The following is a 26,626-nucleotide window of genomic DNA, read 5'->3' as shown; positions in this document are numbered from 1 at the left end:
GAGGACCGCCGCCGCTCCTCGAGGATAGCTATGCGCGCAGCTTCGCCGGATTGCCGACCACCGTCGCGCCGGGCGGCACGTCGCGGGTCACCACCGCGCCCGCGCCGACCAGTGCGTCGTCGCCGACGTTGACGCCGGGCAGGATGATCGCCCCGCCGCCGATCCACACATTGGCGCCGATGCTGATGGGCCGGCCGAACTCGACGCCCCGCGCCCGCTCGGCCGGATCGCGCGGATGGTCCGCCGTCAGGATCTGCACGCCCGGCCCGATCTGGGTCTTGGCGCCGATGGTCACCGCGACCACGTCCAGGATCACGCAGTTGAAGTTCAGGAACACCCCGGCGCCGAGGCTGATATTGAACCCGTAGTCGCAGTGGAACGGCGGCCGGATCGTCGCCCCCTCGCCCACCGCCCCAAACCGCTCGGCCAGCAGCGCGTGGCGCCGCGCGGGCGGCAGGTCGAGTGCGTTGAAGCGGGCCATCCACGCGGCGGCCGCCGCCTGGTCGGCCTGGATCTCGGCGTCGCCGGCGTCGTAGAGCTCGCCCGCCAGCATCTTCTGCTTTTCCGTCCGCGCCATGCTCACCCGCGCCAGATGCTGACGCCCTCCTTGATCGTCTCGACCACCTTCAGCGACGCCAACTTGTCCGTCTCCGTCGCGGTGGGGTCGCCCGACAGCAGCGCGAAGTCGGCCAGCTTGCCGTGCGTGATCGAGCCCTTGGTCGTCTCTTCGAAGTGCTGATAGGCCGGCCACAGGGTCATCGCCTTCAGCGCTGTCTCCACGGAAACCCGTTGGTGCGGCCCCAATATGTCGCCCGTGCGCGTCCGCCGGCTGACCGTAGACGACAGCACCCGCATGGAGTCCGGCTTGGCCACCGGCGCGTCATGGTGGGTGGTGAACATCATCCCGCGGCGCGTCGCCCATCCGGTCGGCGAGATGTTCTCCGCCCGCACCGGCCCCAGCACCGAGTCCCGGTGCCAGTCGCCCCAATAGAAGGTGTGCATCGGGAAGAACGAGGGGATGATCCCCAGCGCCTTGCAGGCGTCGACCTGGTCCTCTCGCGCGGTCTGGCCGTGGATCATCACCGGGCGCCGGTCGCCCGGCCCGTGCTTCTTCGTCGCCTCGCGCACCCCGGCGATCAGCACGTCGATGGCCGCGTCGCCATTGGCGTGCACCAGGATCTGCCAGCCGTTGGCGAACGCGGTGTCGATGGCCGCCAGGCACTGGTCCACGGGCACGGCGGGATAGCCGGCATAGGCCGCGCTCTGCCCCTCGGGCGGGACGAAATAGGGCTGGGAAAGCCAGGCGGTCTTGCCCTGCGGCGACCCGTCGATGGAGAGCTTCACCCCGCCGACCCGGAAACGGTCCTTGTAGGTTCGGCCCCAGAGCGGCGCCTTCATCACGTCGGTCGCGGTCAGCGCGTCGGGATAGGCCACCACGTCTGCGCTCAGCAGCCCACGGCTCGCCGCCAGCTGCAGCGCCTTCACCCCGCCGCTCGACGACTTGCCGTCCTGGCAGGTGGTGTAGCCGAACTGGGTGTAGAGCTTCACGCCCTCGGCGATCATCTTCAGGTTGGCGTCGAGGTCGAGCCGGCTGAGCAGCTTGCCCATCACCCCCATGAAGGCGTGCTCCTCCATCACCCCGTTCGGCTCCCCGCCCTCGCGGCGGAAGACGCCGCCCTGCGGGTCGGGCGTGGCCGCGCTGATCCCCGCCGCTTCCAGCGCCTTGGAGTTGGCGACGCCCAGGTGGCCCGACTGGTGGATGAACATCACCGGCAGCTCGCTCGAGATCTCGTCCAGCTCGCGGCGCGTCGGATGCCGCTGCTCGCGCAGCTGAGAGTCGTCGTAGCCGAAGCCGATGATCAGCTTGTAGCGCTCGACGAACGGACGGTTCGCATCTAGCCAGGCCCGCGTGATCGCCTGCAGCTGCGCGATCGAATTGCCTTCCCCGTCGGGCGCCGGCAACAGGTTGGCCGAGACCGCCTGCAGGCCCACGAACGAGACGTGGCCATGCGGATCGACAAAGCCCGGCAGCAGCGTCCGCCCGCCCAGGTCCACCAGCCGCGCCCCACGTCCGGCCCGCGCCAGCACCTCGTCCTTGGCGCCGACCGCCAGGATGCGTCCGCCGCGCACCGCCACCGCTTCGGCCCGTGGCCGCGCGTCGTCCATGGTCAGGATCGGACCGCCGAAATAGACCGCGTCGCTCTGGGCCGCCCACGCACGTCCGCCCGCCAGGCCGACGGCCCCCGCTCCAGCCATGAATCCTCGTCTCGACGCGCGCGACATGTTTCCTCCGTGAATGCCGGTCGGCCTGGCCGCCGGGTTTCCTTGATTTGCCTGGGACCTTACGCCAGATGGTCGGCATGTCCCTGCGCATCGACCCATTCCACGCCATTTCCGTCAGCGGACTGGCCCATCGCCTCAAGGCCGAGGGCCGGTCGGTGATCCACATGGAGTTCGGCCAGCCGTCGACCGGCGCGCCCAAGGCGGCGATCGAAGCGGCGCACCACGTGCTCGACACCGATCCGATGGGCTACTGGGAAAGCCCGGCGCTGAAGGCGCGGATCGCGCGGCATTATCTCGACAACTACGGCGTCACCGTCGCACCCAGCCAGATCACCCTGACCTGCGGCGCCTCGCCGGCCCTGGTGCTGGCCCTGGCCTCGGCCTTCTCGCCGGGCGATCGCGTCGCCCTGGCCCGGCCGGGCTACGTCGCCTATCGCAACACGTTGAAAGCCCTGCACATCGAGCCGATCGAGCTGGCCTGCGGCGACAACGAGCGGTTCCAACTCTCAGCCGAGCGGATCGCGGCCCTCGACCCGGCCCCGGCCGGCGTGATCATCGCCAGTCCCGCCAACCCGACCGGCACCATCATCCCGGCCGCTGAGCTGGAAGCGATCGCCAAGGTCTGCCGCGAGCGCGGGATCAAGCTGGTCTCCGACGAAATCTATCACGGCCTCAGCTATGTCGAGCCGGCGCGCTCGATCCTGGAGTTCGAGCCGAACGCCTTCGTGGTGAACTCGTTCTCCAAGTACTTCAGCATGGCCGGCTGGCGGCTCGGCTGGCTGCTTTCGCCGCCCGACCACGTGAAGGCGGCCATCGCCTACATGGGCGCGCTGTTCCTGACCCCGCCCTCGCTCGCCCAGCACGCGGCGCTGGCGGCCATGGACTGCCGCGACGAGCTGGAAGGTCACGTCGAGGTCTACCGCGCCAATCGCGCCCTGCTGCTGGACGCCCTGCCGCGCCTGGGGCTGTCGGCCATCGCGCCGCCGGACGGCGCCTTCTACATCTACGCCGACGTCGGCCACCTGACGAACGACAGCCTCGCCTTCTGCCAGCGCCTTTTGCAGGACACCGGCGTCGCCACGGCGCCCGGCGTCGACTTCGATCCGGTCGAAGGCCACCACTTCATCCGCATGTCGTTCGCGGTCTCCACGCCGGAGATCGAAGATGCGATCTCGCGGCTGGAGCCGTGGTTTGCGGCCCAGGCCGCCGCGACCGCGAAGTAGCTGCGGCCGGCCTCAGGCGTCCTGAGCCAGATATTCCGTCCAGGCCTGCTCCAGCACCTGGCGCGAACCCAGCGCGATCGGCGAGCGCTGGTGCAGCGATGTCGGGCGAAGGTCGAGCATCGGCCCGGCGGCGGCGAACGCTCGGCCTCCGGCCCGTTCGATCAGCCATCCCATCGGCGCGCACTCGTAGAGCACCCGCAGCTTGCCGTTCGCCACCTTCGGCCGCGAGTCGGCCGGGTAGAAGAAGACGCCGCCGCGAACCAGGATGCGATGGACGTCCGCGACCATCGCGGCGGTCCAGCGCGTGTTGAAGTCCTGCTTCAGCGGGCCGTCGCGTCCAGCCAGGACCGCGTCGATGAACTTGCGCAGACCGGGCTTCCAGTGACGCTCGTTGGACGAGTTGATGGCGTACTCGTTGCTCTGCTCGGGCACCTTCAGCTGCGGATGGGTAAGCACCCACGCGGCGCGCTCGCGGTCGAGCGTGAAGCCGGACACGTCACCGCCGACGCTCAGCACGAGCATGGCTTGCGGACCGTAAAGCGCATAGCCGGCGGCCAGCTGGTTGCGGCCGGGCTGGAAGAAGTCGGCTTCCTGCACCTCGGCGGCGTTGGCCGGCGCAGGCATTACGGAGAAGATCGAACCGACGCACATCGAGACCTCGATGTTGCTGGAGCCGTCCAGCGGGTCGAACGCCAGCAGCAGGCTGCCGCCCGGCTGTCCCGGCATCACTTCTTCCAGCTCTTCGGATGCGAAGCCGGCGAAAGCGGGCTCCTGACCGCAGATGTCCAGGAAGACGTCGTTGGAGGCGACATCGAGCGCCTTCTGCACCTCGTCCTGCACGTTGGTCGTCGCCAGCGCGCCCAGGCGGCCTTCCAGCGGCGCGCGCTCAACCAGGCCAGCGATCACCCGACAGGCCTCGGCGACCCGCTCCAATCCGGCCCGCAGCCCCTCGGTGGGCGCATCCTGCTTGGCGAGCCAGTCGGTGAGCGTCGTCGTCATGCGTCGTGTTCCTTCAATCCTGCCCCTCGATAGCCGTTTGTGCGGCCGAGGACGACCCGCTTTGACGTCGATCAAGGCGCGGCGCATCCCTTCGGCCTAGTTGGACGTTGCAGTGACCAGGAGGTCGCTATGGCGCTTCTGTCCCACCCTCTGAAGACGCCGCAGCGTCTGCTTGGTCCCCGGCGGCCATCCCCCGATCGGCCGCCCGGCGCCGCGTCCCCGCCGTTCCGTCTTTCGCCAGGGCGAGCGGCGGCGGGCGTGTTGCTGACTGTCATCGGCTTGGCCACGCTGGCCGGCCAGATCTTCGTGTTCAACTGCGGCTCCCAGGCCTGCGACCGCGCGATGATGACCATCGGCCTGGCGCTCGGCGCGGCGCTGGCGGCGCTCTCCCAGTTCGCGATCATCCTTGGCCTATGGCTGCTCTGGACCGCCCGGCGGCGCGACGCCTAAGGGCCTTGCCGCCTCCCATCCCCGCGCATAGGCTGGCCCCATTAATTTACGCCATAAAGGGAAGCGACGATGAGCGCGGCGGTGGAAACGACCCCCAAATCGGAAGAGGTTCTCTATGAGGTGGCCGACGGCATCGCCACCCTCACCCTGAACCGGCCCGAGCGGCTGAACACCATTTCCGGGCCGATGCTGGCCCGCCTGACCCAGCTGCTGATCAAGGCCAACGAGGATCCGGCAGTCCGGGTCATCGTCCTGACCGGAACCGGCCGCGCCTTCTGCGCCGGCCTAGACCTGGTCGACGCGACGCAAGGTTCGGGGATCGGCTCGGACAAGCAGGTCTCGACCATCTCGGTGAACCTCGACCTGCGCAACACGCCGCCGACGGTCCTCTTCGCCATGGACAAGCCGACGATCTGCGCCCTCAACGGCTCGGCCGCCGGCTACGGCATGGACACCGCCATGGGCTGCGACATCCGCATCGCCGGCGAGAGCGCCAAGATGGCCGCCGCCTTCGTCAAGCGCGGCGTGGTGCCCGAGAGCGGCGGCACCTGGATCCTGCCGCGCCTGCTGGGCTGGGCCAAGGCCGCCGAGCTGATCTTCACCGGCCGCACCCTGTCGGCGCGCGAGAGCCTGGAGCTGGGCCTGGTCAACCACGTCGTCCCCGACGCCGAGCTGGCCGCCAAGACCCGCGAGATCGCCCTGGAAATGGCCGCCAACGCGCCGTTGGCCGTGCAGTCGGCCAAGCGGCTGATGCGGATGGGCCTGTCGGAGACGTTCAACGACCACGTCCACCACGTCTATCTGCAGTTCCTGCAGCTGATCCGCACCCAGGACTTCAAGGAAGGCATGACCTCCTTCCTCGAAAAGCGCCCGGCGGACTTCCAGGGGCGCTAAATTCACCCGTAGCAGCAGTCGGCCCGGCCCCAGCCGGGCCGGCGCCGGCGGCGGGTCGCCCTAGCTTCTCGCGGCGAACCCGACGCTGCCGTCGTCGTCCGCCGCCAGGCTCTGAACCGCCGCGACCGAGGCCGCCGGCGGTCCGCCGCGGCATGCGGCGACCAGCCGCTCCAGCGCGGCCTCGTCGCCGATCGCCAGCAGCTCCACCGACCCGTCGGGGCAGTTTCGAACCCAGCCGTCGAGCGCCAATCCGCGCGCCTGACGCTCCGCCCACCAGCGGTAGCCGACGCCCTGCACGTGTCCGGTGATACGCAGCCTGACCGCTCGCCGCTCCATGACCACCAGGATGCGCCGCCGGGGGTGGTTGTTCAATGTCGCGTGCATAGGGCGCCAAACCGATTTCCTGACGCATGGTCACCCGCCTAGGCTGCGCGGAATCGGCTGAGTGGGAGACGACGATGATCAGGCAGGCATGGATTGTCGCTACGGCGGTGCTGGCGGCGAGTTGCGCGGCCCCCGGCGCTCAGGCGCCCCAGGTCCAGGCGAAGGCCGAGCCCAAGCCGATCCCCGAAATCCGCCCCGGCTACCTCGCCGGCTACATGCAGATGGGCAGCGCCCCCAACAGCCTGGCGATCCTGCCGCCGCCGCCCGCGGCCGGATCGGCGGCCCAGGCGCGCGACGACGCCTCTGCCAAGGCGGCGGTGGCGCTGAACGGCGGCCCGCGTTGGTCCGTGGCCGTTCAGGACGCCGAACTGAAGTTCCCCGCCGCGGCCGAGACCTTCTCCTGCGCCCTGGGCGTCAAGGTCAGCCCCGAGACCACGCCGCGGCTCTACACGCTTCTGCGCCGCACCCTGGTCGACAACGGGCTCTCCACCTACCCGACCAAGACCAAGTTCCAGCGCGCGCGGCCGTTCATGGTCAACAACACCCCGATGTGCACGCCGCAGGACGAAGCCGAACTGCGCAAGGACGGCTCCTATCCCTCCGGCCACAGCGCTATCGGCTGGGGCTGGGCGCTGATCCTGGCCGAGGCCGCGCCCGACCGCGCCACAGAGGTGCTGCATCGCGGCCGCGCCTTCACCCAGAGCCGCGTGGTCTGCAACGTCCACTGGCTGAGCGACACTGAGGAGGGCCGCATGATGGGCGCCGCCACGGTCGCCAAGCTGCACGACAACGCCGACTTCCGCGCCGACCTCGAGGCGGCCAAGGCCGAGATCGTCGCCGCCCGCGCCGCCGGCCATGCGCCGACCCGCGACTGCGCCGCCGAAACCGCGGCCCTCGCCAACGGCTAGCCCGCGTACGCAGCCTCCAGGCGGGCGACGATGATCTTGTTCATCGTCAGCATGGCCGCCCGCGTCGGCATCCCGCCTCAACGCTGGCTGCGAACTCGGGTGAAGACCCGATTGCCGCCGCCTCCGGCCCGCGCCCAAGCTTGACGCGAACCAGCATGGGAACGCGGCGTGGCCCAGCAGTCATCGATCTTGCCGGTAAGCGGCGTCGAATCGATCTTCGAAGGCGGCCCTCCCCGGCGGCTGACGGCCCTGGCGCGGCTGCCTTCGCCCGTCGCGCCCAATGCCGGCATCCGGGCGATGCTCGCTTTCGGGCTGGCCTGGATTCCGCTGGCGGTGCTGGTCGCCATCGACATCGTGCTGGGCCGCACCGGCATTCTCTACACCTTCATCGAGGACATCGGCGTCCACGCCCGCTACGCCGTCGCCGTACCGCTTCTGGTGCTGGCCCACGTCGTCTGCGCCCGGCGGCTCGGCCTGATCGCCCGCCACTTCCAGGGCTCGGGCCTGCTCAGCGAAGAGGATGAGGTCCGCGCCGCCGAGGCGCTCGAGGCCGCCCGGCGCCGGGTGCACTCCCTCTGGGCCGAGGCCGCCGTCCTGCTCGTCGTCTACGCCCAGGTCGCCGCCATGCTCCTGACCGAGCCCGCCGTTCTGGGCCAGGCGCGGTGGCAGGTCACCGTGGACGGCGCGCGCCTGTCGCCGGCCGGATGGTGGCACACCATGGTCAGCATCCCGCTGCTGCTCGCCCTGCTGCTCGGCTGGCTCTGGCGCATCGCCAACTGGGCGTGGTTCCTGCGCAGCATCGCGCGCCTGGATCTCCACCTCGTCGCGGCGCACCCCGACCAGTCGGGCGGGCTTGGCTTCCTCGCCCAGTCGGTCCGGGCCTTCAGCATCGTCGGCATGGGGCTCGGGACCATTGTCGCCGGCCGGTTCGCCTATGTGCACCGACACGACCTCGCCATGCCGTTCACCGATCCGATGTTGATGGCCAGCGTCACGGTCCTGGTGCTGCTGCTCGCCGTCGGCCCGCTGCTGTTCTTCGTGCGCCCGCTGATGCAGGCGTGGCGGCGGGGCGCTCTGCTCTACGGGGTCCTGGCCACGGACATGGGCGTCCAGTTCGAGCACAGCTGGTTCCGCGGCCCGCACGACCGCCCGATGCTGTCGGAGCCGGACTTCTCCGCCACCACCGACCTCTATCAGGTGGTTTCGAACGTCTACGGGATGCGGTTCATTCCGGTCGATCCGCGCAGCCTGCTGATGCTGGTCGGCGCGACCCTCGCCCCCTTCGTGCCGGCGATGTTCCTTTCGATGCCGGCCCAGGTCGTCATCGACGAGTTGAAGGCGCTATTGTTCTAGGATCCCAGCCAGCGCCGCCATCCCCGCTTGGGCTTCTCCGCCGGCGGCGGCGCGGGCGTCGCGACGGGCGGGGCGAGCGGCGCGGCCTTCGGCGGCGCAGGCGGGGGCAAGCTGAACATCGTCCGGTCGGCAGGCAGGAAGTCGACCCGCTTCAGCACCCGCTCGCGCGGCGCCGCCATGTCCCCGCCCGAGGTGACGATACGGAACGGCACCATCACCGATCCCACCCTGCGATAGTCCGAAACCTCGATCGTCTCGGGCGCGCCCTGCCCGTCGTGCTCGATCATGCGCGCCAGCATGCCGGTGCGCGCATCGAACCACATGTCGCGCGGCGCGCCGCCGGCCGGCTGCACGCGCAGCACCTCGTAGCTGCGCCCCTGATGCTGGCGCACGCCCTCGTGCGAGCTGCGCAGATCGAAGCGGCTCGGATAGAAATAGCCATAGGCGCTGAAGAAGGCTTCGCTCCGAACCTTGGCCACATACGGGCCGCGGTCCGATCCGGTCGCCGCCCCGCTGGACAGGATCCGCCACTCGGCCGCGCCGTTGTAGCCCTGGATCAGCTTGCTCCCGCCTTCGGTCTGGGTCTCCTGCCGCAGGCCGAAGCGCAGCGGGTCGGCCCAGCGCTCGATGGGCTTGCCGCCCTCCTCGCCGACCTCGTGCACGCCGCGCAGCGTATTCCAGCCGGCCGCGCCGCCTGAGGCCGCCCGAGCCTTGTCGAGCACGCGCTGGGCGGCGGGTGAGTTCTGGGCCTGCGCGGTCGCGCCGACGGCCAGCACCGCGACCGCGACCACCGCGGCGAACAGCTTACGCATCGGCGAAATCCACATGAGCCGGGGAAGGAAGCGGCGAAGATTGTCGAGAATGCGGCGAGTCGCACGCTCTCCGGTTCTGTTAGCGCGCCGCGCCGGGCAATTCACGCCCCGCCAGTTGCGCGCCATCGAAGCCGACGCACGGGTTCCTCGCCTGACAGTTCCGCCTGTTGCAGACGTCGCACACCCGCCCAATTACGATACTTTCAAGTTGACATAATTAAGCAGGCCGGAGAAATCTCCGCCGCGTAACGCCGTTGCTGCAACGGCCGACGCCTCGCGGGCCGTTGCCCGCCGAGGCGCAGAACAAGGGGGGATGCATGTTCCACACCACCATCACGCGGTCGTCCGCGGCCATGAAACGCGCGCTGCTGGCCAGCGCCGCGGCTGCCGTCGCACTCGGCGGGGCCTCCGCGGCCAGCGCGCAGGAAGAGACCACGCTCGGCGAACTGGTCGTCACCGCCCAGAAGCGCACTGAGCGCCTGCAGGACGTGCCGGTCTCGGTGAACGTCGTCTCGGCGCAGGCTCTGGCCGACAGCCACGTCTCGGGCCTGCAGCAGCTGCAGCAGCTCTCGCCGTCCCTGACCTTCACGCCCTCGGCCAACACCCGCGGCCAGGGCCTGTCGGTGCGCGGTCTCGGCACCCTCAACTTCTCCGACGGCGTCGAGCCGACCGTGTCTGTGGTCCTCGACGGCGTCGTCATCGGCCGCAGCGCCGGCTCGTTCTTCGACTTCAACGACGTCGAGCGGATCGAAGTGCTGCGCGGCCCTCAGGGCATGCTGTTCGGCAAGAATGCAGCCGCCGGCGTGATCAACATCGTCACCGCCCGTCCGAACCTGACCGAGTTCGAGGCCGACGCCTCGCTCAGCTACGCCACCTTCGACGAAGTCCGCGCCAAGGGCTCGGTGTCGGTGCCGATCAAGAGCGGCGAGCTCGCCGCCCGGATCTCCGGATTCTACAATGAATCCGAGGGGATCATCACCAACAAGTTCGACGGCAAGAAGTACAACGGCCTCAACTCCTACGGCCTGCGCGGCAAGCTGGTCTGGAGCCCCGACGACAGCTTCGACCTCTTCGCCACACTCGACTACACCCGCGCCGACCAGGACTGCTGCGTCAGCACCGTGCGCTCGATCCTGCCGACCACCCGCTATTTCGGCCCGACCGGCCCGACCCGCGCCTCGCTGTTCGCCGGCGTCGAAGTCGGCCCCTACAGCCGCGAGGCCAACTTCGACGGCAAGGCGTTCAACGACCAGAGCACGTGGGGGGCCTCGGTCGAGATGAACAAGGAGTTCGAGGCCTTCACCCTCACCTCCATCACCGCCTATCGGGCGTTCGAGGTCGAGGACAACAACGACGCCGACGGCGGGCCGCTGGCGATGCTGAACATCAACAGCGCCCACCAGAAGCAGGACCAGTTCAGCCAGGAGCTGCGCATCACCTCGCCGGCCGGGCAGCGGCTGGAGTACGTGGCCGGCCTGTTCTATTTCGACCAGGACGTCTCCACGACCACCGAGATCCTCGGCAACTTCGGCCAGGTCCTGCCGGCCGGTCAGTACTTCGAGAACTTCATCGACCGGGCGATCAGCACCCGCAACTACGCCGCGTTCGGCCAGGCGACGTTCAACGTCACCGACCAGCTGCGGCTGATCGGCGGCCTGCGCTACACCAACGAGGAGCTGAAGGCGCGCTTCCTGCGCACCATTCCGGCCGGCGCCCGCGCCGCGGTTCCCAGCCTCGGCGGCCCGGCGCTCGACGCCCCGCACCTGAACGCCAGCGACGATGACGTCTCGGGCAAGCTCGGCCTGCAGTACAAGGTCAATGACGACGTCATGGCCTATGCGACCTACTCGCGCGGCTACAAGGGCAAGGCGATCAACCTGCTGAACAATCTCAGCGCCGCGACGGTCAATTCGGGCAAGTACGTCCTGGCCCCGGAAATCGTGAACAACTACGAGGTCGGCCTGCGCACCACGCCGTTCGACCGGCGGATGATCTTCAACATCACGCTCTTCCAGACCGAGATCGAGAACTTCCAGGCCCAGACGTTCGACGCCAACACCACCACCTTCGCGCTGGCCAACGCCGGCCTGCTGCGCTCGCGCGGCGTCGAACTGGAAACCCAGTACCGTCCGAACCAGGCGTTCCAGTTCTCGGGCAACGTCGCCTATGCCGACACCCGGGTCGAAGACTTCGCCCCGGCCTGCTATCCGGGCCAGACGGCGGCCCTGGGCTGCGTCGGCGGCCGCCAGGAGGTCACCGGCAGCGCCCTCACCAACGCTCCGATGTGGTCCTACACCCTGACGGCCAACTACAATCGCCCGCTGGAATCCATCCCGTTCGACCTTACGGCGGACCTCTCGTACAGCTACCGCTCGTCGGTGTTCTTCACCTTCCGCGACCCGAACACCATCCAGCCGGGCTACGGCCTGCTGAACATGAACGTCGGCCTGCAGAGCCAGGACGGCCGCTACGGCGTCACCGTATTCGCGCGCAACCTGCTGGACGAGCAGTTCTACTCCGGCATCGGCACCGGGTTCCTGGACACCAACGCCACCGGCGCGGGCTACACTCAGAGCCTGACCCAGGACGCGTTCCGCCGGGTGGGCGTCGAGGCCAAGGTCCACTTCTGATCTGGATCCGGCTCACCCTTGCGGTGAGCCGGCCCGCCACGTCGCTATCCAAATGGGCGCTGCACCTGCAGCGCCCATTTTTTGTCGCCTACTCGTTGAACTGGCGGGCGAAGCGGCAGAGCAGGTCCGAAGGCTCCAGCATCGGTCCCGAGCCGTAGCGCTCCCACTCCTGCGCCCACAGCCGCTGCATACGGGCCAGCACCTCGGGATGACGCTGGGCCAGGTCGACGCTCTCGGAATAGTCGACGTCGATGTTGAACAGCTCCCAGCGATCCTCATCGAAGGGGCTGCCGCACTTGTGCATCGCCACGGCCCGCCAGCCGCCGTCGGTGATCGCCCGGTTGCCGCGCAGTTCGAAGAACTGCGTCGTCCGCGCGGCCGGCGCCTTCGGGTTGGTGAAGGTCGCGCCGAACGAGCGTCCCGCCACCGGCAGCTGCGGCTGGCCGTCGACCACCTCGGCGAACTTCGTCCCCGCCGCCTCCAGCAGGGTCGGGGCGATGTCGATCACATCCACGAACTGGCGGCGCACCGCCCCGCCGTCTTTGATCTTCGCCGGCCAGGAAATGATCAGCGGCGTGCGCACTCCGCCCTGGTAGGGCCACAGCTTGTAGCGCCGGAACGGCGTCACCCCAGCCATCGCCCAAGGCCGCGGATACGCCGCCTGGGTCTCCGCCGTGCCCAGCTGCGCCAGCCGCGCCAGCTGCTCGGCCGGGGCCAGGGTGTTGGGCCGATAGAGCCCGTTGAACTCGCCGGCCTGGCCGGCTTCCGACGCCGCGCCGTTGTCGGAGAACAGGACGACGATGGTGTTGTCGTCCAGCGTCGCCAGCAGCCGGCCGATCTGCTCGTCGGCGTGCTCCATGAAGCCGGCATAGACTTCCATGTAGCGGGCGAAGATCACCTTCTCGTCCGCGCTCAGCTCGGACCACGGCCGGTCGCCATCATTGGCGGGGGGCAGCGCCGTGTCGGGCGGGATCACGCCCAGTTGCTTCAGGCGCTCGAAGCGCGCGCGGCGGATCTCGTCCCAGCCCTTGTCGTAGACGCCCTTGTAACCGTCCGAATAACGGGCCGGGACCTGCAGCGGCGCATGCGCAACCCCCAGCCCCAGGTGCAGGAAGAACGGCTGGTCGGGCGCCTTGCCGCGATGTTCGCCGATCAGGGCGATCGACTTGTCCACCAGGTCGCTCGACAGGTGGTAGTCGGCCGGCAGCTTGGGATGGATGTAGCCGTTGTTCTCCACCAGGTCGGGCTTGTACTGGTCGGTCCAGCCACGCGCGAAGCCGTAGAAATAATCGAATCCTCGCTGCAGCGGCCAGTCGCCGCGCGCCGTCCCCTCGCCCAGTTGCTCCTTCGGGATCAGGTGCCACTTGCCGACGATCCAGTTGGCGTAGCCGGCGCCCTTCAGGGCCTGGGCCATGTTCTGGGCGTTCTCGGGAATGTGGAACGCGGTCTTCGGGAACGAGCCGGGCGGCGCCACCATGCCGACGTCCGGAACGTCCGCCATGTTCACCGTGTGGCCGTTACGCCCGGTGAACATCGCCGCGCGGGTGGTCGAGCATACCGCCTTGGTGTCGAACCGGTTGTAGCGCAGGCCGCGGCTGGCCAGCCTGTCCATGTTCGGCGTGCGGATCTCGGCTCCGAAACAGCCCAGGTCCGAAAAGCCCACATCGTCGAGCACGATGGTGACGATGTTCGGCGGCCGCGCCGGCCGCCGCGGCGCGGCGGCGGCCACGCGCGCAAAGGCGGTCGAGGCCAGCAAGGTCGTGAGCAGGACGCGGCGGTGGATCATGGCGGACTCCGAGGTTCCGCTCAGGTTTCGACCCGCCCCGATATTATGTCAACTTCGTAGTATCGTAATTCAGCGATGCGCTTGCGCGGGCGTCAGCAGGCTCTGGATCAGCACGCGCAGCTCGTCGTCGCTGACCGGCCAGTTGAGGGTGTGGGTGTTGCGCGCCACGCCGTTCAGCGCGTTGAGGATCACCGCGGCCGGCAGCGCTGGCGGTGGGCTCATCCTCTCCAGCGCCTGCCCCAGCGCGCCGGTGTTCCGGCTGCGGCGGCCCTTGGTGCCAGCGAACAGCGGCACGGCGATGTCTTGGTTCACGCGGGCTTCGGTCTGCAGCGCCACCGAACAGGCGCCAAGGTGCGAATGACCGTACAGTTCGATGAGCTTGTGGGCGAAGACTTCCAGGTCGGCCGCCGGGGCGCCGGTGTCCTTGAAGTCGGCCTCGCTCCAGACCTCGAGGAACGCCTCCAGCACGCAGGCCGTCGGCGTGTCCCAGCGGCGATAGAACGTCGCCTTGGTGACGCCGGCCTCGGCGCAGACCCGCTCCAGCGTCATGCCCGAATAGCCGTGCCGAGCCAGCACCATCAGAGCCGCCGACTTGATGCGCTCCTGCAGGCCGCTGTCGCGCGGGCGCCCGCGTCCCCTGCGCTCAGGCTCGGCCGTCTTGGCTTGCGTCGGATTCATCGCCTCTAGAGGCCCGCGCCGCGCCGGGCCGTCAAGTCCCCGCCCCTTGGCCGTCGCGCCCCGTTCCTGTAGGAAGCCTGGATTGCGCAGCGGCCTCTTACGGGTTTCCGGCCGCCGCTTTCAGCCGAGCCCGCATGCAGGAGAGATCCGATGGCGTGGCTCGTCCTCGGCGTTGCCGTCGTTACTGAAATCATCTGGGCGCTCAGCCTGAAGTGGGCCGGGGTGCAGGCCACCTGGCAGGCCGCCAGCGTGCCGATCGCGCTCAGCTTCGTGAACATGGGCCTGCTGGCCTGGGCGATGCGCGGCCTGCCGGCCGGCACGGCCTACGCCGTCTGGACCGGCCTTGGCGCCGTCGGGGTCGGCATCTGCGGCGCGCTGCTGTTCGGCGAGAAGCTGTCGGGCGTGCAGATCGCCTTCATGGGTCTGATCGTGGTCGGCGTCGTCGGGACCAAGCTCGCCGCCGGCAGCTAGCCCCGCGGCAGCCCGTCCATGATCGCGGTCAGCGCCATGGCGGTCTCGCGCTCCATGGCGCTGTGCCCGGCGTTGGTGATCACGAAGGTCGCCGGCGGCGCGCCCAGCTCGGCCAGCGTCGCGGCCAGGCGCGAGGCCTGCGGCAGCGGGCACACCTGATCGAAGCGGCCATGCACGATGTGGATCGGAAGCCCCACCAGCTTGGCGGCGTTGCGGACGATGTAGTCGGGCTCCAGGAACAGCTGGTTGGCGAAGAAGTGGGCCTCGATCTGCGCAAAGCACAACGCAAAGTCCGCCTCCCCGAACTTCCCGGCGTCGGCGTTGTCGGGGATCATGTTCGAGATCGTGCCCTCCCATACCGACCAGGCCATGGCCGCGGCGAGCTGGCGCGCGCGCTCTGCCTGCGTCTTCGGGACCATGTCGAAGATCGCCTTGTAGGCGCCCATCATGTCGCCGCGCTGCGCCGGCGCGATGACCTCTACGAACGCCTTCCACTCGTCGGGATAGGTCACATAGGAACCCGGCTCCGACAGCTCGAACGGCGTCTCTTCGAACACCGCCGCATTGCCCTGGTACATGTAGAGCAGGTCCTCGCGCGTCCCCAGGAAGATCCCGCGCAGGATCAGCGAGGCGACGTTCTGCGGATGGCGGATCGCGTAGACCAGCGCCAGCGTGCTGCCCCAGCTGCCGCCGAACACATGCATCTTGCCGGTGATCCCCAGCGCCTCGCGCAGGGCGTTGATGTCGCTGACCAGGTGATCGGTGGTGTTGTTGGCGAGCGCGACCTGCGGCCCGGCCGAGGCCACGGTCGGCTCGCTCTTTCCGCAGCCGCGCTGGTCGAACAGGATGACCCGGTAGCGCGAGGGGTCGAAGAACCGCGACATCACCGGCGCGCAGGCCCCGCCTGGCCCGCCGTGCAGGAACATCACCGGCTCGCCGTCAGGCGCGCCGTACTCTTCCCAGTAGAGCTTGTGGTCGGCCGAAACCTCCAGCAGCCCGGAACGGTTGGCCGCGGCCAGCGGATAGGCCCATTGGTCGGTGATCTTGCTGGTCGCCTGCAGTTTCGAGAAGTCCACGGGCCGCTCCCAAGTCGCTGCGAATGATCGCGGCTTGGACCCTCGCATGCCCCAAGGTCAAGACGCTCCCAAGGCCAACTTTCGGGGATCAACCCGATATTGGCGTGACATGCGAGGTGGCATAAGCCTTCTCAGCATGGGCGGGCGAGTTGAAGGACATCGCCATGACGCTCCTCGCCTTGGCTCATCAGGCGTTCGTCGGCGCCGTTTTCGCCTTGATGGTCGGCATCGGTCTGCGAACCCGCCCGGCTGACGCCCTGCACCTCATGCGGCACTGGGCCAAGGGGGCCCGGGCGTTCGCCGCGCTCTTCCTCATCGTACCGGCCGCGGTGATCCTGGTGGCGCTGATCCTGCCCATCCCGCCGGCCGTGGAGGTGGCGCTGATCGCCATCGCGGTCTCGCCCATGCTGCCCATGCTGCCCAACGACCTGGCCAAGATGGGGGCCGACCACGCCTATTGCGTCAGCCTTGAAGTCGTCGGCGTGGTCATGGCCCTGGCCGCCGTCCCGGTGGTCTTCTGGGTCGTCGCGCACATCGCCGGCGTCGAGATCAACATCGCCACCCTGCCGCTGCTGACCTCGCTGGCGCTGGGCGTGCTCCTGCCTCTGGCGATCGGCGGGGCCGTCGCGCTCGTCGTTCCGGCCTATTCGCTCCGGCTCGCCAAGACCATCACCACCGTCGCCACCGCCGTGCTGATCGTATCGGTCCTGGGCATTCTCTGGGGCCGCCGCGAGCTGCTGATGGCGCAGCTCGGCGGCTGGACGCTGCTGGCGATCGTGCTGCTGGTCGGCGTCGGCCTGGCGGTCGGCCATGCGCTGGGCGGCCCGCGGCGTCAGGACCGCATCGCCTTGGCGATGACCGCGGCCAGCCGCCACGTGGGCTTCGCGCTGGCGGTCGGGGCCAGCGTGGCGCCCAACTCGGTGCCGACCGTGGCCGGGGTCATCCTGGTCTACTTCGTGGCCCGCGGCCTGCTGGTCCTGCCCTACGTCCGCACGGTGGGCCCCGGCGCGCCGATCGCCGATGGCCCGCGATAGAGCCGCACCGGCGCGCCCTTGGCGCGGCTGATCACCTGCTTGGCCTCGAGGTCGAGCTGCACGCACTTCAGCCACCAGCCGGCCTTGTCGCCGCCGGGAAACAGGTCGCCTGGCAGCAGCGGCAGCAGCCGGGCCTTGGCCTCGGCCACGGTGCAGCCCGGCGCCTCGGCCGGCAGCACCGCCAGCATCGCCTCGCGCATGGCCGCGTACTTGGCCCCGTCCACCCGGGTGACGCGGCCCGGGCTGTTGGGGTTCTCGACTTCGATCTTCTCAGGCGTGGCTGGCATGTCGCGGCTCCTCCCTGCGGCTCTGACATCGCACGAACGCCGGCGCCTGTCGCCCGGCGGCGCTCAGGCCTGCGACGCCTTGGGCATCCAGGCCTCGCCCCACTGCGCCATCATCTTCAGGATCGGGCCCAGCGCCCGTCCCCGCTCGGTCGGCAGATAGTCATAGCGCACCGGATTGAACTGGTAGGGCCGCTGCTCCAGCACCCCGCACTCGACCAGGTGCGCCAGGCGCTTGGACACCATCATCCGGCTGCAGGCGAGCCGCGCGTGAAAGCCGTCAAACCGGGTCACCCCGCGCAGGGCGTCGCGAAGGATCAGCGCCGTCCAGCGGTCGCCGATGACGGATTGAACCCGGGCGATCGGGCAATCGTCAGCGGCCAGGTCACCCCAACGCATGACACTCCTCCGTTGCAAAAGGCCACGCTGTGTTGACCCCGTCGGAAACGCCCCTCATCGTGAGTCCAAAAAGTAGACTCATATTCGGGGGGTGTGAATGGGCTTGTTCAAATCGGCCAGGCTTGGATGGCTTTCGACCGCGTCGCTGCTCGGGCTGACGGGCGGCGAGGCTTTCGCGCAGGACGTCCCGGCCCCCGCCCCAATTCCGGCCGACGCCGCCGCCATGCGCGAAGCGGGCGTATTTCCCGCCGCGTTCTTCGCCGCCTACAACCCCATCACCGCCGCCGACATGGTCGCCCGCGTGCCCGGCTTCGAACTGCGCGACGGCGACGACCGCCGCGGCTTCGGCGCCACCGCGGGCAACCTCCTCATCAATGGCGAGCGGCCCAGCTCCAAGACCGCCGCCTCCGAACTGCTCAAGCGCATCCCCGCCGCCAAGGTGCAGCGCATCGAACTGCTGTCGGGCAGCAACGCGGCGGTCGACGTGCGCGGCCAGGCCCAGATCATCAACGTCGTGGTCACCCAGGCGACGGCTGAGGACTCCTCGACCACCTTCGTCGCCGGCCTGCGGCACATCCAATACTCCAACCGCATCGGCTGGGCCGTGCAGGCCTCGCGCACGATCCCGCTGTCGTCGAGCGCCGACCTCGCCCTGGACGTTCAGGCCCCGAACACCCTCGGCCGCGGCGTCATCCGCGACGTCCTGATCGGCGGGAGCGGCGTCCCGACAGGCTCGCGCTACCAGGTTGGCCAGTCCGACAATATGAGCCTCCAGGCCTCGGCGAACCTGCGCTGGCGGCCGACGGCGGACGACGCGGTCAACGTGAATTTCCAGTACATTCCGATCTGGAACTCATCGGAGTCCGTCCAGTTCGAGGCCGCCCCCAACGGCGCCCTGCGCAGCGCCCTCGACGGCATCACCGAGTACGACAACAACTACTCCGTCGAGCTCGGCGGCGACTGGGAACGCGAACTCAGCGACGCCCTGACGGTCAAGCTGATCGCCCTGGTCTCCAACACCAGCGTGGATCAGAGCGACACGTTCGACATCCTCACCGCGCCGGCCACCCGCGTGACCCGCACCCAGGACCGCACGACCCGCAGCGGCGAGCGCATCGCGCGCCTGCAGCTCAAGTGGAACCTCAACGACGCGCATACGCTGGAAGTCGGCGGCGAAGGCGCATTCAACTTCCGCGACACGACCCTGGACATCGCCAACCAGCTGCAGGGCGGCCCGCCGGTTCCCGTGCCCCTGGCCGTCGCCGACGCCAGGGTCGAGGAGATCCGCGGCGAGGTCTTCGCCACCGACATCTGGACCGTCAGTCCCAAGCTCTCCGTCGAGGCCGGCCTCAACTGGGAGGTCTCGCAGATCTCCCAGACCGGCGACCAGACCAAGGAGCGGCGCTTCAACTATCCCAAGCCGCGCCTGACCGCGTCCTACGTGGCCGGCCCGCGCACCACCTTCCGCTTCATTCTCCAGCGCGACGTCGCCCAGCTGGACTTCGCCGAGTTCAGCAGCGCGGTCGACTTCCTCAACACCTCGACCATCCAGGGCAATCCGAATCTCGAGCCCGAGAAGGCCTGGAAGTCGCGCCTGGAGGTGGAACGTCGCTTCGATCAGCGCGCCGTCCTCACCTTGGCGCTCTTCGCCGATCGGGTGCAGGACGTGCACGATCTGGTCGATATCGGCGGCTTCGACGCCTACGGGAACATCGGCGACGGAACCCGGCGGGGCGTGGAAGCCCGAGCGACGATACCGCTCAAGCCGCTCGGCCTGCCCGAATCCGAGCTGCGGATCAGCGGCCTCTACCAGCAGACTGAAGTCACCGATCCGATCACCGGCGAGCGCCGCTCGTTCTCGGTGCCCCTGGAGCGCCAGGGCACGCCCTCCGGCTCGGCGACGCTCAATTCGGGCAACAAGGATTGGGCCTATCTGGTCAACTACCGCCAGAACCTGCCGAACATCGCCTCGTCCTGGGGCGCCACGGTCTTCCAGTGGGCCGGGCGCGAGGAATACCGCCGCGCCGAGATCTTCGAGTATGTCCGCGAAAAGCCGCGCCTCGACCTCTACTTCGAGACCACCGCCCTAAAGCCGGTGACCGTCCGCTTCTTCGTCAACAACCTGCTGGTCTCTTCCGAAGAGCGCACCCGCACCTTCTATGTCGGCGACCGCAGCAGCGGCACGATCCAGCGGGTCGAGAACCGGATCTCCCTGGGCGGCCCCGAAGGCTCGCGAACCATCGGCTTCCTGGTCTCCGGCAAGTTCTAGGATCGCGCGCCCTCACGCGCAGTGGCTGCCCGGCGCGAGGGCTAGCCCACCCGCTCGATGTCGCCGAGGGCCCAGCTCTTGTCGAAGAAGGCCTCGGTCGGGCCGTACCAGCGGAAATAGGCGAACCAGCCACGGCCCGGCAAGGTCTTGATCCAGTTGGCCGAGCCGCCGGAGGGCGCTGAGGGGCCGAAGTGGATATCGACGGATCCGTCGGCATTCTCCCGCACGCCGCGCTGGCTGGAGACCCCGGCGCGCAGGGTGTCCGTCTCGATCATCGACCGGGTCAGGTTGTCATACACGATCAGCGACCAGAACTCTTTGACCGGCGCCTTGGGGGGCACTCGCAGCCGGTAGCTCTTGCCGCCGTCGAGCCAGTTCCCGTCCCCATCCTTGCCGACGCTCATGTACTGCGAGCCCGCGCCGACGATGGGTTTGATCATCCCTGCCGCCACCGAGAAGGCTTCGAAGGTGTAGTCCGTCCGCTCGTCGATCTGGCTGTAAGTCTCGGCTTCCTGATCTGGATTGAGGGTCAGCACCCATTCCCATTGGGTCCCGGGATAGGAGCGCGCGTTACTCAGTCGTGGAGCCATGCTGAGCGTCTGAGCCATCAGGAAGCCGACTTCCGCCGCATCGGTGAGGATCTTCTTCTGTCGCGCGTCCGGGGCGAAGGGCTTTCCCTTCTCCAGGCCCAGAGGCTTCAGCATGGCGTGGAAGAAGCGGTCTCGCGGTTCGATGGTCTCGCTTTCGAAGACGGTGGCGAGCAGGTCCCAATAACCGAACCCCCGCGGTGCGATGGAATCCATAGGCTTGGCGCCCGCCCGCTCGACCCGCGTCGGCGGCGGCGCTTTCGCATCCGCCAGCGGATAGACCTTTATGCCGGCCAAGGTCGCCACGGCGGCGTCCACGTCGCCGTCCTTGACGAAGGCGCGCCCCACATACATCGCGCGGTTCGTCTTGGACGGCACGGCGAGGTATCCCTCCGGACGCTCGTCACGTCCGGGCGGCAGCAGCAGGAACTTGGCCCCCCGGCCCTTGTCGGGACCGAACGGGCCGACCTCGACAATAGGCCGCTGCCAGTCGTCATCGATCACGCCGTAGACCCCGACAGGAGAGTCGATCACCACCGGCCCGTCCCGCCCCATGTCGATGAGGATGCCCGCATAGATCGTGGTGTCGTTGCCGGTCAGCACCTTCACGGCCGGGGTGGTGTAGTTGTCGATGATCGAGACCGTGTTGATGTCCACGTCCCAGTCGCGCTTGTTCGCCTGGCGCAGGGCGGCCATTGCGACGGCGGGCATTGCCCAGATGTAGGCCTGGCAGGCTCGCTGGAAGTCCAGCTCATCGTAGAGCCTGGTGACCGACGCCGCGCTTGGGTAGCCGACCTCCAGTTCAATCTTGCCGATGCGCGTGTCGAGCGGGCCGGTCATGACGGCGGGGTCTTGAGGATACATGCGCGATCTCCCTCAGCTCATCCGCTCGACGTCCGGCAAGACCCAGGTCTTGTCGAACAGCGGCTTGTCGGGACCGTAGAAGCGGAACAGCATCTCGAAGCGGCCGCCTGGCTTGGTAGGAACCCAATTAGCGTCCATTCCTGATGGCGGTTCGGGCCCGAAGAAGACGTCCGCAGAGCCGTCCGCGTTGGTCTGCAGACCTGGGGAGTCGGACGCGCGGCTGGCGCGCGAGACGTCACGGATCAGGGCGTGGGTGTTGAAGTCGTAGAGCGTCACCGACCAGTATTGGTGAACTGGTGCGTTAGGCGGGACGGTGAGCCGGTAGCTCGCGCCGCCGTCAAGCGGATCCCCAGCCGCGTCGCGCGTGCCGAACAGGTAGAACTGACCCGCGCCCAGGTGCTTCACGCTGGTGAAGGCGGCATAGTAGAGGAAGCCGCGAGCGTCGATCGGATAGATTTCCCGACGCGCGTAGTTCTCCGTCAGCACCTCGTGCAACTCGGCGTCCGAGGGCAGGAACCAGCGCCTGCCGTCGTAGTAGGGCGCGAAGGCCTCGTACCCCTGGTCGAAGAAGAGTTTCGCCTCCTGGGCCGCTGCGATCAGTATCTCACGGGTCGCCGCGTCGGGCGCGAAGGGCTTGCCCTTTTCGATGCCGATCGACCTGAGCATGTTGATCGCCATCCGATCGCGTTCGATCCAGGGCTGGCTCTCCACCATGCGGGCAAGCGTCTCGAAGAAGCGCACGTCATAGGGAATCGTGGCGTCGAACAGCTTGCCATCGGAGTCGATCAGCACCGTGTCCGGAGGAGCCCCAGCCAGGCTGAGGGGATAGAGCTTGATCCGCTTTCCGTACTCTACCGCAGCCTTGAGGTCAGCCTCTGCGCCGCTCTTCAGAATGGAGCGGAGCAGGCCATAGCCCTGGTGGACGTCCGATCGGAAGACGGCATAGCCATCGGGCACATCGCCGTCGTAGCCCGGCGGCAGGATCAGGTACTTGCCGCCCTTGCCTTTATCGACGCCGGCCGGACCCACGTCTTCGAACGCAGTCTGCCAGCAGTCCATCAGTGTGCCGGTGATCGATCCTCCCTCTGCTGGCGGGATCTCGACCAAAATCGGCCCAGCATCCGCAGTGTCGTAGAAGGGCATGAAGTAGATCGAGTTGGGATTGGGTGTGGTCGTCTGGTTCTTCCAGTCGAGCAGTTGCGACCAGTAGACAATCTGGTTCGCCGCCCCGCCCAGTCGGCGGAACGCTTGGTACATCAGGTCGTAGTTCACCAGGGGGATACCCCAGATGACCGCCTCTACCGCCCTGCGATGGAGCGTTGCGGCCTTGAGCCCGCCGGCATCGTGCAGCGCCATTCTCGTCGCTCCTTTTCAAGAGCAAACGGTAGCCAGCGAGCACGCTCGCTCCGATCAGGGTTTCGCCCCATTAACGGCAGGGAGGCGCCCGATGTGCAGTCTTCGCCGCGGGTCGAAGGCCCCCAAATGCGCCCAACAGAAAAAGCGCCTCGTCCGGTGAAATGCGCCTTTCCAAAGTTTTCTGTAGAATTGTCTCACCGCACGTGAGACTATAGGCCATCGACTTGCGCTTTGGCATCGGTTGCTCTCCACGCTTGATCCTCGGATTGAGCTCCGGGCCTACCAAGATCCTCTCCGACAATTTGATCGTACGCATCGCTTGATGTGCGCGAAACTCTACACAAAAGAGATACTCACATGACTACCGGCACCGTGAAGTGGTTCAACCCGACCAAGGGCTTTGGCTTCATTCAACCTGACGACGGCGGCCAAGACGTCTTCGTCCACATTTCGGCCGTCGAGCGTTCGACCCTGGGCAGCCTCCAAGAGGGCCAAAAGGTCGGCTACGAGCTGGAACGCGATCAGCGCAGCGGCAAGATGTCCGCCGGTCAGCTTACGCCCGCGTAAGCCGACGGCTCGTTTCGAGCCGCTGACTTGGAAGAGATCGGCGAGCCTGGCTCGCCGATCGACTCCTCGAGATCGTCCAGGACGATCCCGACTGTTGAGCGCGCCGCCCTTCGGGGCGCGCGTTCGCTTCCCACGCTCTAGGGAAGCGTCTGCAGGACCGCCGCTGTACATTTCAGCGCCCCCTGCCCCGACTGCCACTCCGTCACAAGTCACCGAACCCGGCAGGACGATCCTGCGGTGCTCGCACGCGCGGGCGGCAAGCGCGCCATCGGGCTTCCGACACACCAGGGCGACGTATCATGCAACGCGAACTCGATCTCACGCGGCTCATCGCTGACCTCCAGGCGCGATCGATCGTCCACCACCACATCCTCATGCAGTTGGTCCGGCGCGAGGCCGACGCCTCCGGCGACACCCGGAAGTATCTTTCCGTCCTCACCGACGACCTGACGAGAATCACCGACCAGAGCCTCCCCCTCGAGGACACCCGCGCCGCGGCCATGAGCCTGCGCGAATATCTCGACGACTTCCTCGTGAGAGCCGGGCGCTAGCCGCCAGCTCTCCAGGCGGCGTTTGCGGCCGCAAGTCCAGCGATGGGCGCGCCTCGGAGCCATTGCGCCAACGCCGCAGTTTCCCGCTCCCCCCTCCCCCTCAACGCAGAGTCCCGCTATATGCGCGCCCATGAGCGCTCAGACTGGCAAGACCCTCCGCGAAACCGCCGCCCAGTACGGCCTGAAGTCGGAAGAATTCGACGTCATCCTCCAACGCCTCAACCGCGAGCCCAACGAGGTCGAGTTGGGCGTGTTCTCGGTGATGTGGAGCGAGCACTGCTCCTACAAGTCCAGCAAGAAGCACCTGGGCAAGTTCCCGACCACGGGCCCCCGCGTAATCTGCGGCCCGGGCGAGAACGCCGGGGTCATCGACATCGGCGACGGCCAGGCCTGCATCTTCAAGATGGAGAGCCACAACCACCCCTCCTACATCGAGCCCTACCAGGGCGCGGCGACCGGCGTCGGCGGCATCATGCGCGACGTCTTCACCATGGGCGCGCGCCCGGTGGCGCTGCTCAACGCCCTGCGCTTCGGCGACCCCAGCCACCCCAAGACCAAGCGCCTGGTGTCGGGCGTGGTCAGCGGCATCGGCGGCTATGGCAACTGCGTGGGCGTGCCCACGGTCGCCGGCGAGACCAACTTCCACCGCGGCTATGACGGCAACATTCTGGTCAACGCCATGTGCGTGGGCCTCGCCGACGCGGACAAGATCTTCTACTCGGCCGCCCCGGCCGCCGGCCTCAGCGTCGTCTACTTCGGTTCGAAGACCGGCCGCGACGGCATCCATGGCGCGACCATGGCCTCGGCCGAGTTCGATGACGCCTCGGACGAGAAGCGCCCGACCGTGCAGGTCGGCGACCCCTTCGCCGAAAAGTTGCTGATCGAAGCCACCCTCGAACTGATGGCCTCCGGCGCGGTCGCCGCGATCCAGGACATGGGCGCGGCCGGCCTGACCTCCTCATCGGTCGAGATGGCCGGCAAGGGCGGCGTCGGCATCGAGTTGATCCTCGACAACGTGCCCCAGCGCGAAGTGGGCATGACCGCCTATGAGATGATGCTGTCGGAAAGCCAGGAGCGCATGCTGGCGATCCTGAAGCCCGGCCGCGAGCGCGACGGTCACGCCATCTTCGAAAAGTGGGGCCTGGACGCCGCCATCATCGGCGTGACCACCGACACCGGCCACCTGGTGCTCAAGCACAAGGGCGACGTGGTCTGCGACGTGCCGCTGGCGCCGCTTTTCGACGACGCTCCGCTCTATGACCGCCCGTGGGTCGCCTCGCCGCAGCTGCCGCGCCTGACGCCCGCCGACGTCGCCGCCCCGGCCGACTACGCGGACGCCGTGCTGAAGCTGATGAGCAGCCCGGACATGGCTTCCAAGCGCTGGCTCTGGGAGCAGTACGACCGTCACGTCATGGCCGACACCCTCGAGGACTCGGCCACCGGCGCGGACGCCGGCATCGTGCGCGTGCACGGAACCAGGAAGGCGCTGGCCGTCACCTCCGACTGCACCCCGCGCTACGTCCTGGCCGACCCCTTCGAGGGCGGCAAGCAGGTCGTGGCCGAGGCCTGGCGGAACCTGACCGCCGTCGGCGCCGACCCGATCGCGATCACCGACAACCTGAACTTCGGCAATCCCGAGCGCCCCGAGATCATGGGTCAGATCGTCCGGGCCATCGAGGGCATGGCGCAGGCCTGCCGCGACCTCGACTTCCCGGTCGTGAGCGGCAACGTCTCGCTCTACAACGAGACCAACGGCGCGGCGATTCCGCCAACCCCGACCGTGGGCGCCGTCGGCCTGATCGCCGACTACGCGCATCGCGCCGACTTCGCCGGCATGAAGGACGGCGACACGCTGGTGCTGCTCGGCTCGACGGTCGGCGAACTCGGCGCCTCGATGTATCTGCGCGAGGTTCTGGGCCAGGAAATTGGCGCACCGCCGAGCGTCGATCTGGCCGTGGAACGCAAGGTCGGCGACTTCGTGCGGAACCTGATTCTTTCGGACCAAGTCACTGTTTGCCATGATCTTTCCGACGGCGGACTGATCGCCGCCGCGACCGAAATGGCTCTGGCCTCGAACACCGGTTGCTCCCTTCGCTCCGCTAATTCGACGGCCCCGCACGCCTTCCTGTTCGGCGAGGACCAGGCCCGCTACCTGGTCGCCGTCAAGGACGCCGCGCCCATCCTCGCCGCGGCCCAGGCGGCCGGCGTCGAGGCGGCCGTGGTCGGCAAGGCCGGCGGCGCGGACCTCGCGGTCGAAGGCCTGTTCAGCCTGCCGCTCGCCAAGCTGCGCAGCGAGCACGAGGGCTGGATGCCGGCCTATATGGGCGGCTGATGTCCAAGCTCCGCCGCCTCATCGACCTGCCCGGCATCCGCGACCTGGAAGACAAGGCGCTGATGCAGCCGCGCTACGCCGACGCCGACGCGCGCTCGACCTATCCTGAGCTCGACGAGGTGTCGCGCGCCCTGTTCGGCATCACCCAGGACGAGGCCGACGACGCGCCCCGCCCCGAGGGCTGGGACCGCATCGAGCGCAAGCCTGTGCGCGATCAGGTGATCGCCTTCGAGGCCGAAGGCTGGGACGTCACCGACGACAAGCGCCGCCCGTTGCGGATGCTCGACCACTTCGCGCCGCAGCTCTGGCTCGCGCTGCGCGGCGTCGCCGGCGAGCTGCCGTTCCACGCCGAGCCCGACCCGGACGACGCGGTCTACTCCTCGCTCGCCGCCGACGCCGCCAAGTTCCGACGCGACCGACGCTAGTTGCCGCCGGA

25 protein-coding genes are annotated in these 26,626 nt (G+C 68.3%); 13 read left to right on the top strand and 12 right to left on the bottom strand.

The genetic code is table 11. The annotated features are described in order from the left end of the window. Positions 1 to 28: 28 nt before the first annotated feature. Together ASC79_RS17655 and ASC79_RS17650 are read right to left on the bottom strand one after the other, a co-directional pair. Positions 29 to 583, bottom strand: a complete 555-nt coding sequence (locus ASC79_RS17655; RefSeq protein WP_369817303.1) for a sugar O-acetyltransferase — start codon at positions 581 to 583, stop codon at positions 29 to 31. After that, entirely contained in the window at positions 580 to 2,256 is a 1,677-nt protein-coding gene (locus ASC79_RS17650; RefSeq protein ID WP_056021375.1) for an amidohydrolase, read from the bottom strand. The genes ASC79_RS17655 and ASC79_RS17650 overlap by 4 nt, the downstream gene beginning before the upstream one ends. A gap of 104 nt (positions 2,257 to 2,360) precedes the next feature. On the opposite strand from ASC79_RS17650, the gene ASC79_RS17645 reads away from it, so the two are divergent. Further along, positions 2,361 to 3,506: an aminotransferase class I/II-fold pyridoxal phosphate-dependent enzyme gene (locus ASC79_RS17645; RefSeq protein ID WP_056023572.1), complete on the top strand. Its 1,146-nt coding sequence runs from the start codon at positions 2,361 to 2,363 to the stop codon at positions 3,504 to 3,506. Positions 3,507 to 3,518: 12 nt separating this feature from the next. On the opposite strand, the gene ASC79_RS17640 is transcribed toward ASC79_RS17645, so the two are convergent. Beyond that, entirely contained in the window at positions 3,519 to 4,505 is a 987-nt protein-coding gene (locus tag ASC79_RS17640; RefSeq protein ID WP_056021377.1) for a class 1 fructose-bisphosphatase, read from the bottom strand. A gap of 258 nt (positions 4,506 to 4,763) precedes the next feature. Here ASC79_RS17640 and ASC79_RS17635 point away from each other — a divergent pair, with 258 nt between their 5' ends. Next, positions 4,764 to 4,955, top strand: coding sequence for a hypothetical protein (locus ASC79_RS17635; RefSeq protein WP_156378365.1), 192 nt, complete (start codon positions 4,764 to 4,766; stop codon positions 4,953 to 4,955). Positions 4,956 to 5,024: 69 nt separating this feature from the next. After that, entirely contained in the window at positions 5,025 to 5,849 is an 825-nt protein-coding gene (locus ASC79_RS17630; protein WP_056021384.1) for an enoyl-CoA hydratase/isomerase family protein, read from the top strand. A 60-nt stretch (positions 5,850 to 5,909) separates the two neighbouring features. Here ASC79_RS17630 and ASC79_RS17625 read toward each other — a convergent pair whose 3' ends face one another. Continuing rightward, positions 5,910 to 6,233, bottom strand: coding sequence for an acylphosphatase (locus ASC79_RS17625; protein WP_235528873.1), 324 nt, complete (start codon positions 6,231 to 6,233; stop codon positions 5,910 to 5,912). A gap of 74 nt (positions 6,234 to 6,307) precedes the next feature. On the opposite strand from ASC79_RS17625, the gene ASC79_RS17620 reads away from it, so the two are divergent. Then, positions 6,308 to 7,141: a phosphatase PAP2 family protein gene (locus tag ASC79_RS17620; protein ID WP_082532198.1), complete on the top strand. Its 834-nt coding sequence runs from the start codon at positions 6,308 to 6,310 to the stop codon at positions 7,139 to 7,141. Between the two features lie 168 nt (positions 7,142 to 7,309). Beyond that, a complete protein-coding gene (locus tag ASC79_RS17615; protein ID WP_200937223.1) occupies positions 7,310 to 8,494 on the top strand; it encodes a hypothetical protein in 1,185 nt (394 codons plus the stop codon). Here ASC79_RS17615 and ASC79_RS17610 read toward each other — a convergent pair. Continuing rightward, positions 8,491 to 9,306 carry a hypothetical protein gene (locus tag ASC79_RS17610; protein ID WP_156378366.1) on the bottom strand — a complete coding sequence of 272 codons (816 nt, stop codon included), beginning with the start codon at positions 9,304 to 9,306 and terminating at the stop codon, positions 8,491 to 8,493. The two genes, ASC79_RS17615 and ASC79_RS17610, sit on opposite strands and share 4 nt — an antisense overlap. A gap of 317 nt (positions 9,307 to 9,623) precedes the next feature. Between ASC79_RS17610 and ASC79_RS17605 the strand changes: the two genes are divergently transcribed. Then, a complete protein-coding gene (locus tag ASC79_RS17605; protein ID WP_056106324.1) occupies positions 9,624 to 11,936 on the top strand; it encodes a TonB-dependent receptor in 2,313 nt (770 codons plus the stop codon). A gap of 88 nt (positions 11,937 to 12,024) precedes the next feature. Here the strand turns inward: ASC79_RS17605 and ASC79_RS17600 are convergent, their stop codons facing one another. Together ASC79_RS17600 and ASC79_RS17595 are read right to left on the bottom strand one after the other, a co-directional pair. Beyond that, positions 12,025 to 13,722 carry an arylsulfatase gene (locus tag ASC79_RS17600; RefSeq protein WP_056021401.1) on the bottom strand — a complete coding sequence of 566 codons (1,698 nt, stop codon included), beginning with the start codon at positions 13,720 to 13,722 and terminating at the stop codon, positions 12,025 to 12,027. A 69-nt stretch (positions 13,723 to 13,791) separates the two neighbouring features. Then, positions 13,792 to 14,400 (bottom strand): TetR/AcrR family transcriptional regulator, encoded by a 609-nt coding sequence (locus ASC79_RS17595; RefSeq protein WP_056021404.1) that lies wholly within the window; start codon positions 14,398 to 14,400, stop codon positions 13,792 to 13,794. A 150-nt stretch (positions 14,401 to 14,550) separates the two neighbouring features. Here ASC79_RS17595 and ASC79_RS17590 point away from each other — a divergent pair, with 150 nt between their 5' ends. Beyond that, entirely contained in the window at positions 14,551 to 14,871 is a 321-nt protein-coding gene (locus ASC79_RS17590; protein ID WP_056021407.1) for a multidrug efflux SMR transporter, read from the top strand. On the opposite strand, the gene pip is transcribed toward ASC79_RS17590, so the two are convergent. Then, entirely contained in the window at positions 14,868 to 15,947 is a 1,080-nt protein-coding gene (gene pip / locus ASC79_RS17585; protein ID WP_056021411.1) for a prolyl aminopeptidase, read from the bottom strand. The genes ASC79_RS17590 and pip overlap by 4 nt on opposite strands. Positions 15,948 to 16,111: 164 nt before the next feature. Here pip and ASC79_RS17580 point away from each other — a divergent pair, with 164 nt between their 5' ends. Then, positions 16,112 to 16,981 carry a bile acid:sodium symporter family protein gene (locus ASC79_RS17580; RefSeq protein ID WP_156378367.1) on the top strand — a complete coding sequence of 290 codons (870 nt, stop codon included), beginning with the start codon at positions 16,112 to 16,114 and terminating at the stop codon, positions 16,979 to 16,981. Here ASC79_RS17580 and ASC79_RS17575 read toward each other — a convergent pair. Beyond that, positions 16,930 to 17,268, bottom strand: a complete 339-nt coding sequence (locus ASC79_RS17575) for a hypothetical protein (protein ID WP_056021417.1) — start codon at positions 17,266 to 17,268, stop codon at positions 16,930 to 16,932. The two genes, ASC79_RS17580 and ASC79_RS17575, sit on opposite strands and share 52 nt — an antisense overlap. Before the next feature lie 63 nt (positions 17,269 to 17,331). After that, a complete protein-coding gene (locus ASC79_RS17570) occupies positions 17,332 to 17,664 on the bottom strand; it encodes a helix-turn-helix domain-containing protein (RefSeq protein ID WP_056021422.1) in 333 nt (110 codons plus the stop codon). 97 nt (positions 17,665 to 17,761) lie between these two features. Between ASC79_RS17570 and ASC79_RS17565 the strand changes: the two genes are divergently transcribed. Next, the gene (locus ASC79_RS17565) at positions 17,762 to 19,933 is read left to right on the top strand and encodes a TonB-dependent siderophore receptor (protein WP_056021425.1); all 2,172 of its coding nucleotides are present in this window, start codon (positions 17,762 to 17,764) and stop codon (positions 19,931 to 19,933) included. 41 nt (positions 19,934 to 19,974) lie between these two features. Here the strand turns inward: ASC79_RS17565 and ASC79_RS17560 are convergent, their stop codons facing one another. Together ASC79_RS17560 and ASC79_RS17555 are read right to left on the bottom strand one after the other, a co-directional pair. Next, a complete protein-coding gene (locus ASC79_RS17560; RefSeq protein WP_056021430.1) occupies positions 19,975 to 21,384 on the bottom strand; it encodes a DUF1254 domain-containing protein in 1,410 nt (469 codons plus the stop codon). Between the two features lie 12 nt (positions 21,385 to 21,396). Next, positions 21,397 to 22,740 (bottom strand): DUF1254 domain-containing protein, encoded by a 1,344-nt coding sequence (locus ASC79_RS17555; RefSeq protein ID WP_056021432.1) that lies wholly within the window; start codon positions 22,738 to 22,740, stop codon positions 21,397 to 21,399. Between the two features lie 357 nt (positions 22,741 to 23,097). Here ASC79_RS17555 and ASC79_RS17550 point away from each other — a divergent pair, with 357 nt between their 5' ends. The 4 genes from ASC79_RS17550 (at position 23,098) to ASC79_RS17535 (ending at position 26,615) form a co-directional block, all read left to right on the top strand. Next, positions 23,098 to 23,307 carry a cold-shock protein gene (locus tag ASC79_RS17550; protein ID WP_056021435.1) on the top strand — a complete coding sequence of 70 codons (210 nt, stop codon included), beginning with the start codon at positions 23,098 to 23,100 and terminating at the stop codon, positions 23,305 to 23,307. Between the two features lie 299 nt (positions 23,308 to 23,606). Beyond that, positions 23,607 to 23,858: a hypothetical protein gene (locus ASC79_RS17545; RefSeq protein WP_056021439.1), complete on the top strand. Its 252-nt coding sequence runs from the start codon at positions 23,607 to 23,609 to the stop codon at positions 23,856 to 23,858. 130 nt (positions 23,859 to 23,988) lie between these two features. Further along, positions 23,989 to 26,190 (top strand): phosphoribosylformylglycinamidine synthase subunit PurL, encoded by a 2,202-nt coding sequence (gene purL / locus ASC79_RS17540; RefSeq protein ID WP_056021441.1) that lies wholly within the window; start codon positions 23,989 to 23,991, stop codon positions 26,188 to 26,190. Further along, positions 26,190 to 26,615, top strand: a complete 426-nt coding sequence (locus ASC79_RS17535) for a hypothetical protein (RefSeq protein ID WP_056021444.1) — start codon at positions 26,190 to 26,192, stop codon at positions 26,613 to 26,615. Before purL ends, ASC79_RS17535 begins: the two co-directional genes overlap by 1 nt. The last annotated feature ends 11 nt before the right edge of the window (positions 26,616 to 26,626 follow it).

This window comes from Phenylobacterium sp. Root1290 (genome assembly GCF_001425305.1).
GTDB lineage: Bacteria > Pseudomonadota > Alphaproteobacteria > Caulobacterales > Caulobacteraceae > Phenylobacterium.
Note: the sequence above shows the minus strand (reverse complement) of the source record. Positions and strands in the feature narration are given on the sequence as shown.

Bases quoted from the DNA above. Each gene is read 5' to 3' on its own strand.
- ASC79_RS17650 (WP_056021375.1), bottom strand. From the start codon at position 2,256: ATGGCTGGAGCGGGGGCCGTCGGCCTGGCGGGCGGACGTGCGTGGGCG.
- ASC79_RS17645 (WP_056023572.1), top strand. From the start codon at position 2,361: ATGTCCCTGCGCATCGACCCATTCCACGCCATTTCCGTCAGCGGACTG.
- ASC79_RS17640 (WP_056021377.1), bottom strand. From the start codon at position 4,505: ATGACGACGACGCTCACCGACTGGCTCGCCAAGCAGGATGCGCCCACC.
- ASC79_RS17630 (WP_056021384.1), top strand. From the start codon at position 5,025: ATGAGCGCGGCGGTGGAAACGACCCCCAAATCGGAAGAGGTTCTCTAT.
- ASC79_RS17625 (WP_235528873.1), bottom strand. From the start codon at position 6,233: ATGCACGCGACATTGAACAACCACCCCCGGCGGCGCATCCTGGTGGTC.
- ASC79_RS17620 (WP_082532198.1), top strand. From the start codon at position 6,308: ATGATCAGGCAGGCATGGATTGTCGCTACGGCGGTGCTGGCGGCGAGT.
- ASC79_RS17610 (WP_156378366.1), bottom strand. From the start codon at position 9,306: ATGCGTAAGCTGTTCGCCGCGGTGGTCGCGGTCGCGGTGCTGGCCGTC.
- ASC79_RS17605 (WP_056106324.1), top strand. From the start codon at position 9,624: ATGTTCCACACCACCATCACGCGGTCGTCCGCGGCCATGAAACGCGCG.
- ASC79_RS17600 (WP_056021401.1), bottom strand. From the start codon at position 13,722: ATGATCCACCGCCGCGTCCTGCTCACGACCTTGCTGGCCTCGACCGCC.
- ASC79_RS17595 (WP_056021404.1), bottom strand. From the start codon at position 14,400: ATGAATCCGACGCAAGCCAAGACGGCCGAGCCTGAGCGCAGGGGACGC.
- ASC79_RS17590 (WP_056021407.1), top strand. From the start codon at position 14,551: ATGGCGTGGCTCGTCCTCGGCGTTGCCGTCGTTACTGAAATCATCTGG.
- ASC79_RS17580 (WP_156378367.1), top strand. From the start codon at position 16,112: ATGACGCTCCTCGCCTTGGCTCATCAGGCGTTCGTCGGCGCCGTTTTC.
- ASC79_RS17575 (WP_056021417.1), bottom strand. From the start codon at position 17,268: ATGCCAGCCACGCCTGAGAAGATCGAAGTCGAGAACCCCAACAGCCCG.
- ASC79_RS17570 (WP_056021422.1), bottom strand. From the start codon at position 17,664: ATGCGTTGGGGTGACCTGGCCGCTGACGATTGCCCGATCGCCCGGGTT.
- ASC79_RS17565 (WP_056021425.1), top strand. From the start codon at position 17,762: ATGGGCTTGTTCAAATCGGCCAGGCTTGGATGGCTTTCGACCGCGTCG.
- ASC79_RS17560 (WP_056021430.1), bottom strand. From the start codon at position 21,384: ATGTATCCTCAAGACCCCGCCGTCATGACCGGCCCGCTCGACACGCGC.
- ASC79_RS17555 (WP_056021432.1), bottom strand. From the start codon at position 22,740: ATGGCGCTGCACGATGCCGGCGGGCTCAAGGCCGCAACGCTCCATCGC.
- ASC79_RS17550 (WP_056021435.1), top strand. From the start codon at position 23,098: ATGACTACCGGCACCGTGAAGTGGTTCAACCCGACCAAGGGCTTTGGC.
- ASC79_RS17545 (WP_056021439.1), top strand. From the start codon at position 23,607: ATGCAACGCGAACTCGATCTCACGCGGCTCATCGCTGACCTCCAGGCG.
- purL (WP_056021441.1), top strand. From the start codon at position 23,989: ATGAGCGCTCAGACTGGCAAGACCCTCCGCGAAACCGCCGCCCAGTAC.
- ASC79_RS17535 (WP_056021444.1), top strand. From the start codon at position 26,190: ATGTCCAAGCTCCGCCGCCTCATCGACCTGCCCGGCATCCGCGACCTG.